The organism is Hoyosella sp. YIM 151337, assembly GCF_026041215.1.
Lineage (GTDB): Bacteria > Actinomycetota > Actinomycetes > Mycobacteriales > Mycobacteriaceae > Hoyosella.
The window spans coordinates 107,407-120,636 of record NZ_JAPEIQ010000043.1; the positions used below are offsets into that span (position 1 = coordinate 107,407).

The window sequence follows — 13,230 nt, forward strand, 5'->3', positions numbered from 1 at the left end:
CTTGATGACATAGCAGAACGAACAGCGAGGGGACGTCATGACATTTTCGCTCGTGGCTCGGGATAACTCTGGGGCCGCTCCCGCATACGGCATGGTGATCTGTTCTTCCAGTCCAGCCGTAGCTTCACGGTGTGCGCACCTGCGCGCTGGTGTGGGCGCGGTTGCCTCGCAAAACGTCACCAACCCGCATCTCGGCCGTGTCGGACTTGACGCACTAGCAAGCGGTCTGGGCGCCGAACAAGCATTGAAATCGGTGCTGGACCACGAACGATTTCCGGACTATCGGCAGCTCATCATTGTTGGCCCGAGCGGCGCGACGGCGATCCACACCGGTGAACGAGCATTGGGTATCCGGCACGAGATCCAAGCGGAAAGCGCCGCTGCTGCCGGAAACATGCTTCGCAGTGAAGGCGTCATAACGGCGCTGCTTTTCGGATACACGTCCTCATCAGGAGAGACGTTCGAGAGCCGTCTGCTCGACGGGCTCGCGGCGGCGCTGGAGGCCGGAGGTGAGGCAGGGCCCGTACATTCGGCCGGGCTGGTCGTCGTGGAAGACGTGCCCTGGCCGGTGACTGATCTGCGTGTCGACTGGCACGACGACCCGGTCGGTGAACTTCGGCGCCTCTGGCAGGTGTGGGGACCGCAGAAAGCGGACTACCGCCTGCGCGGCCTCGACCCCTCCGGCGCACCCACCTACGGCGTTCCGGGGGACATGTGACTACCTCAGCTGATGCGGTGATCCAAGCGTCCGTCCGTGGCGCAGAACAACAGCAGCTCGATCTCCTGCACGATCTGCACGCGCACCCGGAGACCGCCTGGGAAGAATTTCGGTCCTGCGTGCGAGTGGCCAGTGTCCTCGACGACGCGGGATTCACTGTCGAAGAGAAACTCGCTGGCCTGCCCACTGCGTTCGCCGCGCGCATCGGATCAGGCCCCCTGCACTTTGCGGTGTGCGCCGAGTACGACGCGCTGCCGGGCATCGGGCACGCGTGCGGGCATAACATCATCTCGGCGATCTCGGTTGGTGCCGCACTCGCGCTCGCGCCGCTGGCCGATGATCTCGGCGTCTCCCTGACGGTGTTGGGGACACCCGCCGAAGAGGGGGGTGGCGGCAAGATCGAGATGCTCGAACGCGGCGCATTCGCGGGTGTGCACGCAGCTGCGATGGTGCATCCAGGCCCGGTCGACGTGGCGCGTGCGGAGCCATATGCGGTAGCGCACAACCACATTCGGTACGACGGTAAAGCCGCCCATGCGGCAGCCTACCCAGATCGGGGAATCAACGCCGCCGACGCGTTCACCGTCGCACAAGTCGCGATCGGGCTGCTGCGGCAACAACTGCCACCCGGATCGCGCGTCCACGGGGTGATGACTAACGGCGGCGAAGCACCCAACGTCATCCCGCAGCGAACCGAGGGACGCTGGTACGTGCGGGCGGCGACGCTTTCCACGCTGACGCAGCTAGAGGCCCGCGTCAACCGGTGCTTTGAAGCCGGTGCTCTCGCCTCGGGCTGCGAACTCTCAATCGAACCTGAAAGCAAGCCGTACGCTGAGTTCCGCAACGACGAAGAGCTTCTCGCCCTTTACTCCGCGCGAGCCACAGAACTCGGCAGACGTTTCAGCTCGGGCCCCGACTCATTGATGAACCGGGCGTCCACCGACATGGGCAACGTTTCCCAGGTTATTCCCGCAATCCATCCCTACATCGGCATTGACTCGCTGCCGGCCGTTAATCATCAGCCTGAGTTCGCCGCCGCCGCGGCCTCAGTCGCCGCTGAACGCGCGGCGATCGACGGGGCGTGCGCGCTCGCGCTGACGCTGCTAGACGCGGCGGCCAATGCTCCTGTCCGAGCGCGTTTGCTCAACAGTGATGCCTGAAACAACCGGAGACGTTGCAATGACAAGTTCACCCATCAAGGCCATGTCTGTCGGCGAGGTCCGGCGCGAACATGATCTTCTCGGCGAGCGTGACGTGCCCGCAGAGGCGTACTTCGGTATTCACACATTGCGGGCAGTGGAGAATTTCACCATTACCGGCACAGCGATCGCACGGTACCCCGACTTGGTGCGCGCGCTTGCCTGCGTGAAAGCTGCGGCGGCAGCGGCGAATTGTCGCCTGGGTTTACTCAGCCACGAGCAGGCTGACGCGATCGCATTGGCTTGCGACGAAATTCGTGCGGGCGCGTTACACGAGCACTTCGTTGTCGATGTCATCCAGGGCGGTGCCGGGACGTCGACGAATATGAACGCCAATGAAGTCATCGCTAATCGCGGTCTCGAACTGCTGGGATTTGGCCGGGGCGAGTACGCGCACCTGCATCCCCTCGAGCATGTCAACAAAGGGCAAAGCACCAACGACGTGTATCCGACCGCCATCAAGATAGCGGTGCAGTTTGCCGTCGAGCGGTTGCGCAGCGTGATGGAGAAGCTCGCGTCAGCGTTCGCTGCAAAGGCCGTCGAGTTCCGCGGCCACATCAAGATGGGGCGCACGCAACTGCAGGACGCAGTGCCGATGACTCTCGGGCAAGAATTCGGCAGTTACGCCGTGATGGTTCGAGAGGACGCGGACCGACTCGCCGAGGCGGCACGACTGGTCACTGAGATCAATCTCGGGGGCACCGCGATAGGGACGGGCCTCAATACGCACCGTGAGTACGCGCGAACGGTGTGCGCCGAGCTCTGCGGCATCACGGGCCTGCCGCTGACCACCGCCAGTGACCTCGTCGAGGCCACCCAAGATGTGGGCGCGTTCGTCCAGCTTTCTGGCGTGCTCAAGCGCACCGCGGTGAAACTATCGAAGATTTGCAGTGATCTGCGCTTGTTGTCGTCGGGTCCGCGCGCCGGGCTTGGCGAAATTAATCTGCCGCCGGTGCAGGCAGGTTCGAGCATTATGCCGGGCAAGGTCAACCCTGTCGTCCCGGAAGTCGTTAACCAGGTGGCGTTTGAAGTTATCGGGAATGACATCACAATCAGCATGGCGGCTGAGGGAGGCCAGCTTCAGCTGAATGCATTCGAGCCGATCATCGCGCACAGTTTGTTCGAGTCGCTGACACACCTCACGGCGGCGTGCAGCACTCTCGAGTCAAAGTGCGTGCTCGGGATCACCGCCAACGTGGACCGGATGCGTGCGACGGTCGCGAAGTCAGCAGGACTTGTTACGGCGCTGAACCCGCACATCGGTTACGAGGCCGCGACCGCGCTGGCTGCTGACGTGCTCGAAGCCGGGCTCGACGTCCCAGAGCTGGTGCTCAAACGAGGGTTGCTTACCCCTGAGCAACTGGAGGAGATCCTTCGGCCCGAAAACCTCACCCAGCCGTTCTGAGACGCTAACGTCCAGGTATGGGCGTTCACATGATTGCGTTGCCCGACGGCGTGCGGATATGCGCGGAGACCTTTGGCGATCCGAGAGCTCCGGCCATCGTGCTGTGTCAGGGTGCGAGCGCGTCGATGTTGTGGTGGGACGCCGCTGTCTGCGACCTGCTGGCTGACGCTGGGCGATTCGTCATCCGTTATGACCAGCGCGACACCGGCCTGTCAACGAAGTACCCGGTGGGCAGCCCGGGTTACTCGCACGCGGACCTGGCACGCGATGTTCTAGAGGTTTTGGATGCCCTCGGGATCGAGCGCGCGCACCTGGCGGGTTGTTCCATGGCGGGGGGCGTTGTGCTGCACCTGGGTTTGATCGCTCCCGAACGGTTCGCCTCATTGACCTTCATTTCTACGTCGACCGGTGAGCCGGGCCTGCCGGCACCGGAAGCCTCGTTCCCAGAGACGCCTTCCGGCCTTTCGGAACTGGGCGCACAAGTCGAATTCATGCTTGCACAGGTCCGGGCATGCGATGACGTGTCACCGTTCTACGACGACGCGGCGGCGCGGGCACTTGTGCAGGCTGATGCCGAACGTTCTGGCGACTTGCGACCGGCACTTATCAACCACTTCTTAGCCGAGCTAGGCCATCCGGATGATGCTAGTTTTGCTGACCTCACCTTGCCGACGCTCGTGCTGCACGGTGAACTCGACCCGGTGTTTCCGCTTCCGCACGGTGAGGCGCTGGCTCGGGCGGTGCCGGACTCGCGCTTCGTGGTTCTTCCAGCGCAGGGGCATGACTTGTTGCCGCACAATTGGGAGCGGTTCGTGCGAGAACTGGTAGCACACACAAGCGCGCCGTGACACAAAAGAGAACGTGTTCTACTCTTACCGGGTAGAACACGTTCTTATGGAGGGTGGTTCATGGCTACCACTAAGGTCACCGCAGCGATCGTCGGGCCGGGCAACATCGGTACTGATCTGCTGGCGAAACTGAAACGCAGTGACAAGATCGACGTCCGCTACATGGTCGGTGTTGTCGAGAACTCAGACGGACTCACGCGCGCCGCGCGCCAGGGGATCGAGACATCCGCAGGGGGAGTGGACTGGCTCCTGTCGCAATCAGAACTGCCCGACATCGTTTTCGAATCGACGTCAGCCAAGGCGCACAAAGCGAATGCGCCGCGCTACGCCGAAGCCGGCATCAAAGCGATCGACCTGACGCCCGCCGCGCTGGGGCCGTTCACATGTCCGGTCGTTAACCTGCCGCAGCAACTCGATGCGCCGAATCTCAACATGATCACCTGCGGCGGGCAGGCCACCATCCCTATCGTGCATGCCGTATCGCGCGTGACCCCGGTGCCTTACGCGGAGATCGTTGCTTCCGTCGCATCCGTATCAGCTGGGCCGGGAACGCGGGCCAACATCGACGAGTTCACCGCCACTACTGCGGAAGGTATCGAGAAAGTCGGCGGCGCTGACCAGGGCAAAGCAATCATCATCATCAATCCGGTCGATCCACCAATGATTATGCGCGACACCATCTTCTGTGCGATTGACCCGGACGCAGACAAGGACGCGATCAGGGAGTCGATCCATCAGATGGTGCGCGATGTTCAGGTGTACGTGCCTGGGTACCGCCTCAAAGCGGACCCGCAGTTCGACCCGCCACGGCGCGGGTGGAACGGGCGGGCCAGGGTCGCAGTGTTCCTCGAGGTCGCGGGCGCCGGCGACTATCTGCCCGAGTACGCCGGAAATCTCGACATCATGACAGCTGCGGCAGCACGGGTCGGTGACGTGCTCGCGGCCCAGATCGCGCGCGAAAAAGAAGGAGCCCTCAAGTGAATCAGTGGGATGACGTGGAGCGTGAGGTGCGGATCGTCGACACAACGCTGCGCGACGGTAGCCACGCGATGGCGCATCAGTTCACCGAAGAGAATGTGCGTGACACTGTCGCCGCTCTCGACCAGGCGGGAGTCTCACTCATCGAGGTTTCCCACGGGGACGGGCTGGGCGGCTCGACCTTCAACTATGGATTCTCTCTGGTGGACGAGCGCAAGCTCATTCGCACCGCGGTGGAAACCGCGAAGCAGGCGAAAATCGCAGTACTTCTTCTGCCTGGCCTGGGCACCGTGACAGACTTGAAGGCTGCCTGCGAGCTGGGCGCCGGTGCCGTGCGCATCGCCACGCATTGCACCGAGGCGGACGTCTCTGTTCAGCATTTCACCGCGGCGCGGGAACTGGGTCTCGAGACGGTCGGTTTCCTCATGCTGTCGCACATGGTGACCCCGGAGCAGCTCGCCAAGCAAGCGCGCATCATGGCCGACGCAGGCTGCCAGTGTGTGTACGTGGTCGACTCGGCAGGAGCGCTCATTCTCGAGGCCGCAGCGGACCGTGTCGCGGCGCTCGTGGCAGAACTGGGCGGGGACGCGCAGGTCGGCTACCACGGGCATCAAAACCTGTCGTTCGGCGTCGCCAATTCGGTTCTGGCGTATCGGGCCGGGGCGCGACAAATCGATGGTTCACTCGTCGCTCTGGGAGCTGGGGCAGGCAACTCTCCGACCGAGGTTCTCGCTGCGACGTTCGAGCGGCTCGGGATCGCTGCGGGTGTCGACAAGGATGCGCTGATGGCGGCTGCCGAGGACGTTGTGAAGCCGTTCATTACGAGGCTTCCGGTGATGGACCGGTCGTCGATCGTGCAGGGGTTTGCGGGTGTGTATTCGTCGTTCCTGCTGCACGCGGAGCGGGCTGCGGAACGGTACGGCGTACCCGCCCACGAAATCCTGTACCGCTGCGGTGAGCGCCGGTACGTCGGCGGTCAGGAAGACATGATCATCAGTATTGCGCTCGAAATCCAGGAAGAGCGTGCATCGCTTTGCATCTGATCTTTAGATAAAGAACGACATTTTCCACTATTTGCTTTCTGTACTGCGGCGGACCGAGACTAGGAGTACCAGATCACATTTCGCCGCAGAATTACCGCTCGACTGGGGCGGTTCGTCCGATGTATGGCACGCGGCGACTCTCACTTACCTATCGGGTGGAGTACACGATGTCACATCAAGAGACCGAAGTCCTCGTCGTTGGAGCCGGGCAAGCTGGCGTCGCAATGAGCGAGCATCTCACCGAGCACGGTGTACCGCATCTGGTCCTGGAACGTGACCGTATTGCCGAGCGGTGGCGAACCGGGCGCTGGGACTCCCTGGTGGCGAACGGGCCGGCCTGGCACGACCGATTCCCCAACATGGAATTCAGTGACGTCGCTCCGGACGCTTTCGCCCCGAAGGACCAGGTTGCCGACTACTTCGTCAAATACGCGGAGAAGTTCAGCGCGCCGATCCAGTGCGGTGTTGAGGTGCTTTCCGTCAGCAAGCTCGACCGCCGTCCCGGATTCCATGTGCAGACGTCAAAGGGAACAATAGGCGCGCAGTTCGTAGTCGCCGCGACCGGGCCGTTTCAGCGGCCGGTTATCCCGCCGGTCGTTCCGGATGATTCGGGTTTCCACCAGATCCACTCGAGTTCGTACCGCAACCCGCGACAGCTGCCCGACGGCGCTGTTCTTGTGGTGGGGGCCGGGTCTTCGGGAGTGCAGATCGCCGACGAACTACAGAAGTCAGGACGCCAGGTCTATCTCTCTGTAGGCCCCCACGACCGGCCCCCGCGGCGGTATCGCGGTCGCGATTTCTGCTGGTGGCTGGGTGTTCTCAACAAGTGGGACGCCGTGGCGCCGCCGCAGGGCGCGGAGCATGTGACGATCTCAGTCAGTGGGGCCGGCGGCGGCCAGACGGTCGACTTCCGCGGACTTGCCGCGAGCGGCATTCAGCTTGCTGGAATGGCGGGGTCGTACGAAAACGGAATCTTGCACTTCGCGCCGGACCTTCGAGACAACATCGCTCGTGGCGATGCCAACTATCTCGCGCTCCTCGCTGAAGCCGACGCATACGTTGAGTGCAACGGTCTCGATCTCCCCGAGGAGTCCGAGGCTCACGTGCTAGGTCCGGACCCGGAAAGCGTGATCAGCCCACTGCTCTCCGTCGACTTAGCCGCTGCGGGTGTCACCACGATCGTCTGGGCAACCGGATTCAGTGTTGACTACAGCTGGCTCGGCGTTGACGCCGTCGATGAGAAAGGCCGTCCCAAGCATCAACGTGGTGTCTCGCCCGAGCCGGGAGTCTATTTTCTGGGCCTGCCCTGGCAGTCACGACGCGGATCCAGCTTCATCTGGGGAGTGTGGCACGACGCCAAATACATCGCGGATCACATCGAGATTCAGCGTGGATACCGCCAGCATGGGCTTCCCCACGCCCGTCCACAACTCAATCCCGTAGGAGCTCACCAGTGAAACACACCAGAATCCGGCGCTTCAATACCAGGGAAACGTATCCGGAGCAGAACCTGGACAACGATCTGTGTCAGGCCGTGGTTGCCAATGGCGTGGTGTATCTGCGCGGGCAGATCGGCCAAGATCTGGAGACGCGCGAAAGCGTGGGTATCGGTGATGTTGAAGCCCAGGCGGAAAAGGCCATGGCCAACATTGACATGCTCATGAAGGAAGCGGGTGGCTCGCTCGAGCACATCGTCAAGGTCACTGTCTACGTGACGGATATCCGCTACCGCGAAGCCGTCTACCGGGTGATGGGGCGATGGCTAAAGGGCGTGTATCCAGTGTCCACCGGCCTGGTGGTCGATGCCCTGGCCCGGCCTGAATGGCTTGTCGAGATTGACGCTACCGCCGTGCTCGGAGACTAGAACAAAAGTCACTCGTCGACGTACAGCGCTCCCATGGGACATTGAGCGACGGCCTCATCTATGTCAGTTCGGTCAGCCTCAGTGAAGTCTTCTATGAGCAGTTGGACGACACCATCGTCGCCGACTTCAAAGATGTCCGAGCGGATTGCCTCGCAGAATCCCGTGCCCACGCAGGCGTTGGTATCGACCTGAATTTTCATATCTCTGTCCTCCTCGAGCTAGCGCTGGTCGCTATCCGAAAAAACTGCTGTTACGTCGCCAAGCTCTCCCATGAACGCGGTGACCGAGTCCCCAGCGCTGATTGACTCGGCGCGCGTCATCGAGCCCGGCAGGATGACATGTCCGGGTTCGAGTGTCGTGCCGAGGGGCCCGACCGTGTTGGCGAGCCAGACCAGCGCATTGATGGGGGAGCCCAGCACAGCTCCGCCGACTCCCGTGCCGACGGTTTTCCCATTGATGCTCATGACGCAGCTGATCTTCGCGAGATCAGCCTGGTGAAGGAGCGTCGGCTTGCTCCCGAGTACTACGCCGCCGGATGACGCGTTGTCCGCGATCGTATCGACGATCGAAATGCGCCAGTCCCGGATGCGTGAATCGACGATTTCCAGCGCAGGAACGACGTAATCGACCGCCCGCACAGCGTCGGCAACGGTGACGCCAGGCCCCGTCAGCTGTCGCCCCAGGACAAATCCGATTTCTGGTTCGATGCGGGGCTGGAGATAGCGAGTCGCGTCGATGGGCAGATGTTCCAGATGGAACATCGATGTCAGGAGGTGTCCATAATCCGGCTGGTCTACGCCCATTTGTGTTTGCATCGCGAGCGATGCCAGACCGACCTTATGTCCCTTGATGGTGTCACCACCAGCGAGCCACTGCTGGACGACTTCCTTTTGGATGCGGTACGCGTCTTCGATGGTAGATCCGGGAAAGTGATCAATGATGGGCTCTGTAGGTTTCCCCGTCTCGTAGGCATCCAGGATTGCCTGTGCGGCTTGGGAAATCGTTCCCGCTTCCATATAGCTCTCCGTCTGTTGGTGCACTAGACCCCCACTAGAATAGTAGAACGTGTTCTATTAGTGTGGGAAGGGGTAACGCGCGGACGATCCCGTGCGGACGTGACACAAAGGAACCACACCGAATGGCAGACAACACGACAGAGCGGGTTGTAGTACGGTTCGCGGGGGACTCCGGTGACGGCATGCAACTCACAGGAGAACGCTTCGCGTCCTCCACCGCCATCTTCGGCAACGATCTCGCGACACTCCCCGATTTTCCAGCCGAGATTAGAGCCCCACAAGGCACCATTCCAGGGGTCTCATCGTTCCAGATCCATTTCGCTGGCCACGACATCCTCACACCTGGTGACCGTCCCGACGTACTGGTCGTCATGAACCCCGCGGCCCTGCACGCGAACCTCAAAGATTTGCGTAGCGGCGGCGTCATCATCGCGAACAGTGACGAGTTCACCAAACGCAACGTACAAAAAGCGGGATACACCACGAACCCACTCGAAGACGACTCGCTCGACAGTTACCAGGTTCACCCAGTCGCGATGACGTCGCTCACCGAGGGTGCCGTCGCGCCCGCGGGCGTCGGCAAGAAGGACGCTTCCCGCTGTAAGAATATGTTTGCCCTGGGCCTTCTGTCCTGGATGTACCACCGGCCTGTCGCACACACCGAGCAGTTCTTGCGGCGCAAATTCGCGAAGGCACCCGCTGTCGCGGATGCGAACGTTCTCGCGTTGCATGCTGGCTGGAACTACGGCGAGACGATCGAATCGGCGGTCGCCCGCATCGAGATTCCGCCCGCGCGGTTACCGCCGGGCAAGTACCGGCAGATCACCGGCAATATCGCCCTGGCGTACGGCATTGTTGCCGCAGGGCAGTGCGCGCGCATGCCCGTCCTTCTTGGGTCGTACCCGATCACGCCAGCAAGCAGCATCCTGCATGAGCTCAGCAAGCACAAAAACTTCGGCGTCACGACCATTCAGGCAGAAGACGAAATCGCCGCGGTAGGTGCGGCACTTGGCGCCTCGTTCGGCGGGGCGCTCGGGGTTACCACAACATCGGGCCCAGGTCTCGCGCTCAAGGCGGAGACCATCGGGCTCGCCGTGATGACCGAGTTACCGCTGATAGTAGTCGACGTCCAGCGCGGTGGGCCCTCCACCGGACTTCCCACGAAGACCGAGCAGGCGGACCTGCTGCAGGCTTTTTACGGTCGCAATGGGGAGTCGCCGGTGGCAGTGCTAGCTCCGGCATCTCCCGCCGACTGTTTTGACATCGCGCTGGAAGCAGCCAGGATCGCACTGACGTACCGCACGCCGGTCATCGTGCTGTCGGACGGAATGATCGCGAACGGCAGCGAACCCTGGCGCATCCCTGACGTCTCCACGTTGCCGGAATTTTCCGCAGATTTTGCGACCGAACCCAACGCACCCGACGGTTCTGGGGAGTATTGGCCGTATCAGCGCGACCCACACACTCTCGCACGCGAGTGGGCGATACCCGGCACCCCCGGGCTCGAGCACCGCATAGGTGGTCTCGAGAAAGCTGATGGCAAGGGCGGCATTTCGTACGACCCAGAAAACCACGACACAATGGTGCGGCTGCGCCACGCCAAGATCGATGGCATCGACGTTCCCAACGTAGAGGTCGACGACCCAACCGGCGACGCGGATGTGCTCGTCGTCGGATGGGGGTCGACACACGGGCCGATCGGTGCGGGCTGCCGCCGCGTGCGGCGCCGGGGATTGAGCGTCGCGCAGGCACATCTGCGGTATCTCAACCCGCTACCAGCGAATCTCGGTGACGTACTGCGGCGCTATGAACGCGTCGTTGTGCCGGAAATGAACCTCGGACAGCTGGGAATGCTGCTTCGCTCGAAGTTCTTGATCGACGCGATTCCCTACACCAAAGTCAGCGGTATGCCGTTCAAGGCGGAGGAAGTAGAGCAGATGCTGCTCGATCAGCTGGCGCCCACGACAGCCAAAGCAGGTGCACGATGAATGGACTCGACCTCATCCCGCTGAGCGAAAGCCCGCAAAAAGCGAAAGACTTCAAGTCCGACCAGGAAGTCCGCTGGTGTCCCGGTTGTGGCGACTACATTGTTTTGAACGCCGTGCAGGCGTTCCTCCCTTCGCTGGGTCTGAAACGCGAAAACATCGTGTTCATTTCCGGTATTGGGTGTTCTTCGCGGTTCCCGTATTACCTGAATACCTACGGCATGCACTCGATCCACGGCCGCGCCCCGGCGATCGCGACGGGACTCGCCGTCGCGCGGCCAGACCTGTCAGTGTGGGTAGTGACAGGTGACGGCGACGCATTGTCTATCGGCGGCAACCATTTCATCCATGCGCTCCGCCGCAACGTCAACCTAAAGATCTTGCTGTTTAACAACCGCATCTACGGCCTGACAAAAGGACAGTACTCACCAACATCCGAAGCCGGGAAGATCACCTCGTCAACACCAATGGGTTCGCTCGATCATCCCTTCAATCCGGTGTCGCTGGCGCTTGGCGCGGACGCCACATTCGTCGGGCGTGCGCTCGACTCTGATCGACAAGGACTGACAGAGGTGCTCGAAGCGGCCGCCCGTCATCGGGGTGCCGCGTTCGTCGAGATCTACCAGAACTGCCCGATTTTCAACCAGGGCGCGTTCGACGCTCTCAAAACGGATGATGGCGAATCGTTGCTGCTGCGGTTGCAGCCGGGGATCGAGGTCGACGGCCGAATCCACGACCCCTCTGACCCCGATCCGACCGGCGCCTTCGCCTTGTCTCGTATCGAGGGCCGGACGCCGATCGGTATCTTCCGGCAGGTTGAGCGACCGGCGTACGACGACCTGGTGCGCGATCAAGTGGCGCAGGCGCAAGCTTCGGCGCAGCCGAACCTGCAGTACCTGCTCGATGGGCATGACACCTGGGTGGTGGAGTAGGGGGCGTGTTTCGAGAGAGAAGGCGATTTCTCCCCAGTCACGGGCCGGGGAGAAATCGCGTTACCGCGTGGGTGAGAGTTCTTAGCTGCCGGAGATGCTTCCGAAGCCGCCGCCGCCGTTGGCTGTTGGGATCACAAAGGGTCCATCGATTCGGGCGAATGGAATGAGATCACTATCCTCGCACAGGGCTTGCGTGAAGTAGGTGCCGTCGGGGAGGGCATCGAAGGTTACGGTTTCCTCGATAGCACCATCCTCATCTCCGTCGGCAACATGTGCCTCGTCCATATATGAAAGGTCGTTCGAAACGACCATCAGGTTGCACGCGAAACCTGGCTCCCCCGTCAGACCGAGGGCGAAAGAAATCTCGTCGCCGCTCGCAGTGACGTGGGCAGTTCCCGTCACCGCCGCTGCGCTGGCGCCTGTGCCCAAGGTAAGTGCGAGTGCTGTTGCAGCAGCGAACGCAGTTGTACGCCCGATGACGTGACTCTTCATCGCAGATGTCTCCTATTTCCAGGGCATGCAGTAAACACTGCAGCTCGGGTGTGGGTGCGCGGAGCTCGTGTGCCTGCTGCTCGACGACGAAACAAGGCATGGCGTACGTGACTCCTGTGCCCGCTGGGGCTTGAGGAGCATATCCGGCAGAATGCCGCGGAGTTTGAGCTATTTGTGCAAATTAGGCTGTTTGACTGACATGTGGACCTGGTCGCCAGAGCGTCCCCCAGGGGCGTGTGACCGAGGCCGGAGGCCTCTCTCATCGGGAGTGCGCGATGTCCAGTAGTCAAGTTTGTCTAGCTGCGGTAGAGTGAGTCTAGACAAATTTGATTAGTAAAGGAGGCCGCGATGGCTTCGCTCGCGCCGTACGTCATGGTGGATGACGCAAGGGTGTTCAAGAACTTCGTAGAACAGGTCTTCGGGGCTGAGGTGCTTACGGTTGTCCCGCTGCCGGAGGACCCGTCGCGGACGCTTCACGCTCAGGCGCGAATCGGTGACGACATCTTCTACTTCGCGGATTCCGGCCCTGGTGGCATGAAGTGTTTGGACTCGCCTGACGAGCCGGTGCACATCCAGATGTGGACGACAGTGGCAGACCCGGACACTTCGTTCTCCCGGGCGATTGCCGCCGGGGCCCGACCGGTCCTGGAGGTCAGCGAACTAGAGGACGGCACGAGGTCGGGCGGATTCGTCGATCCATTCGGCACGCTGTGGTGGGTCAACAGTCAGGCTCAGTAACTTAATCGGAGG

The 13,230-nt window shown here is 61.8% G+C and carries 14 protein-coding genes; 11 read left to right on the forward strand and 3 right to left on the reverse strand.

Annotation, left to right across the window (positions count from 1 at the left end; genetic code table 11):
* Positions 1-37: 37 nt before the first annotated feature.
* The 8 genes from ONR57_RS20860 (at position 38) to ONR57_RS20895 (ending at position 8,055) form a co-directional block, all read left to right on the forward strand.
* On the forward strand, positions 38-718 hold the full coding sequence (locus ONR57_RS20860) for a DUF1028 domain-containing protein (protein WP_265125633.1): 681 nt from the start codon (positions 38-40) through the stop codon (positions 716-718).
* On the forward strand, positions 715-1,878 hold the full coding sequence (locus ONR57_RS20865) for a M20 family metallopeptidase (protein ID WP_265125634.1): 1,164 nt from the start codon (positions 715-717) through the stop codon (positions 1,876-1,878). The genes ONR57_RS20860 and ONR57_RS20865 overlap by 4 nt, the downstream gene beginning before the upstream one ends.
* A gap of 19 nt (positions 1,879-1,897) precedes the next feature.
* The gene (locus tag ONR57_RS20870; RefSeq protein WP_265125635.1) at positions 1,898-3,322 is read left to right on the forward strand and encodes an aspartate ammonia-lyase; all 1,425 of its coding nucleotides are present in this window, start codon (positions 1,898-1,900) and stop codon (positions 3,320-3,322) included.
* Between the two features lie 17 nt (positions 3,323-3,339).
* Positions 3,340-4,170 carry an alpha/beta fold hydrolase gene (locus tag ONR57_RS20875; protein WP_265125636.1) on the forward strand — a complete coding sequence of 277 codons (831 nt, stop codon included), beginning with the start codon at positions 3,340-3,342 and terminating at the stop codon, positions 4,168-4,170.
* Between the two features lie 60 nt (positions 4,171-4,230).
* On the forward strand, positions 4,231-5,151 hold the full coding sequence (locus ONR57_RS20880; RefSeq protein WP_265125637.1) for an acetaldehyde dehydrogenase (acetylating): 921 nt from the start codon (positions 4,231-4,233) through the stop codon (positions 5,149-5,151).
* Positions 5,148-6,191 (forward strand): 4-hydroxy-2-oxovalerate aldolase, encoded by a 1,044-nt coding sequence (gene dmpG / locus ONR57_RS20885; RefSeq protein WP_265125638.1) that lies wholly within the window; start codon positions 5,148-5,150, stop codon positions 6,189-6,191. The genes ONR57_RS20880 and dmpG overlap by 4 nt, the downstream gene beginning before the upstream one ends.
* Before the next feature lie 167 nt (positions 6,192-6,358).
* Positions 6,359-7,648, forward strand: coding sequence for an NAD(P)/FAD-dependent oxidoreductase (locus tag ONR57_RS20890; protein WP_265125639.1), 1,290 nt, complete (start codon positions 6,359-6,361; stop codon positions 7,646-7,648).
* Positions 7,645-8,055 carry a RidA family protein gene (locus ONR57_RS20895; protein WP_265125640.1) on the forward strand — a complete coding sequence of 137 codons (411 nt, stop codon included), beginning with the start codon at positions 7,645-7,647 and terminating at the stop codon, positions 8,053-8,055. Before ONR57_RS20890 ends, ONR57_RS20895 begins: the two co-directional genes overlap by 4 nt.
* 8 nt (positions 8,056-8,063) lie before the next feature.
* Here ONR57_RS20895 and ONR57_RS20900 read toward each other — a convergent pair whose 3' ends face one another.
* Positions 8,064-8,255 (reverse strand): ferredoxin, encoded by a 192-nt coding sequence (locus ONR57_RS20900; RefSeq protein WP_265125641.1) that lies wholly within the window; start codon positions 8,253-8,255, stop codon positions 8,064-8,066.
* 18 nt (positions 8,256-8,273) lie between these two features.
* On the reverse strand, positions 8,274-9,071 hold the full coding sequence (locus tag ONR57_RS20905; protein ID WP_265125642.1) for a 2-keto-4-pentenoate hydratase: 798 nt from the start codon (positions 9,069-9,071) through the stop codon (positions 8,274-8,276).
* 122 nt (positions 9,072-9,193) lie between these two features.
* On the opposite strand from ONR57_RS20905, the gene ONR57_RS20910 reads away from it, so the two are divergent.
* Together ONR57_RS20910 and ONR57_RS20915 are read left to right on the forward strand one after the other, a co-directional pair.
* Positions 9,194-11,059, forward strand: a complete 1,866-nt coding sequence (locus ONR57_RS20910; RefSeq protein ID WP_308198729.1) for a 2-oxoacid:acceptor oxidoreductase subunit alpha — start codon at positions 9,194-9,196, stop codon at positions 11,057-11,059.
* Complete coding sequence (locus ONR57_RS20915) at positions 11,056-11,988, forward strand: 2-oxoacid:ferredoxin oxidoreductase subunit beta (protein ID WP_265125643.1); 933 nt, start codon at positions 11,056-11,058, stop codon at positions 11,986-11,988. The genes ONR57_RS20910 and ONR57_RS20915 overlap by 4 nt, the downstream gene beginning before the upstream one ends.
* Positions 11,989-12,069: 81 nt before the next feature.
* Here the strand turns inward: ONR57_RS20915 and ONR57_RS20920 are convergent, their stop codons facing one another.
* On the reverse strand, positions 12,070-12,480 hold the full coding sequence (locus ONR57_RS20920; RefSeq protein ID WP_265125644.1) for a hypothetical protein: 411 nt from the start codon (positions 12,478-12,480) through the stop codon (positions 12,070-12,072).
* A gap of 348 nt (positions 12,481-12,828) precedes the next feature.
* Between ONR57_RS20920 and ONR57_RS20925 the strand changes: the two genes are divergently transcribed.
* Positions 12,829-13,218, forward strand: a complete 390-nt coding sequence (locus tag ONR57_RS20925; RefSeq protein WP_265125645.1) for a glyoxalase/bleomycin resistance/extradiol dioxygenase family protein — start codon at positions 12,829-12,831, stop codon at positions 13,216-13,218.
* Positions 13,219-13,230: the final 12 nt, after the last annotated feature.

What these genes read in the sequence shown, in the direction of transcription:
- ONR57_RS20910 (WP_308198729.1), top strand. Translation starts at nt 9,194, where the DNA reads ATGGCAGACAACACGACAGAGCGGGTTGTAGTACGGTTCGCGGGGGAC.
- ONR57_RS20915 (WP_265125643.1), top strand. Translation starts at nt 11,056, where the DNA reads ATGAATGGACTCGACCTCATCCCGCTGAGCGAAAGCCCGCAAAAAGCG.
- ONR57_RS20860 (WP_265125633.1), top strand. Translation starts at nt 38, where the DNA reads ATGACATTTTCGCTCGTGGCTCGGGATAACTCTGGGGCCGCTCCCGCA.
- ONR57_RS20920 (WP_265125644.1), bottom strand. Translation starts at nt 12,480, where the DNA reads ATGAAGAGTCACGTCATCGGGCGTACAACTGCGTTCGCTGCTGCAACA.
- ONR57_RS20925 (WP_265125645.1), top strand. Translation starts at nt 12,829, where the DNA reads ATGGCTTCGCTCGCGCCGTACGTCATGGTGGATGACGCAAGGGTGTTC.
- ONR57_RS20875 (WP_265125636.1), top strand. Translation starts at nt 3,340, where the DNA reads ATGGGCGTTCACATGATTGCGTTGCCCGACGGCGTGCGGATATGCGCG.
- ONR57_RS20900 (WP_265125641.1), bottom strand. Translation starts at nt 8,255, where the DNA reads ATGAAAATTCAGGTCGATACCAACGCCTGCGTGGGCACGGGATTCTGC.
- ONR57_RS20870 (WP_265125635.1), top strand. Translation starts at nt 1,898, where the DNA reads ATGACAAGTTCACCCATCAAGGCCATGTCTGTCGGCGAGGTCCGGCGC.
- ONR57_RS20905 (WP_265125642.1), bottom strand. Translation starts at nt 9,071, where the DNA reads ATGGAAGCGGGAACGATTTCCCAAGCCGCACAGGCAATCCTGGATGCC.
- ONR57_RS20890 (WP_265125639.1), top strand. Translation starts at nt 6,359, where the DNA reads ATGTCACATCAAGAGACCGAAGTCCTCGTCGTTGGAGCCGGGCAAGCT.
- ONR57_RS20880 (WP_265125637.1), top strand. Translation starts at nt 4,231, where the DNA reads ATGGCTACCACTAAGGTCACCGCAGCGATCGTCGGGCCGGGCAACATC.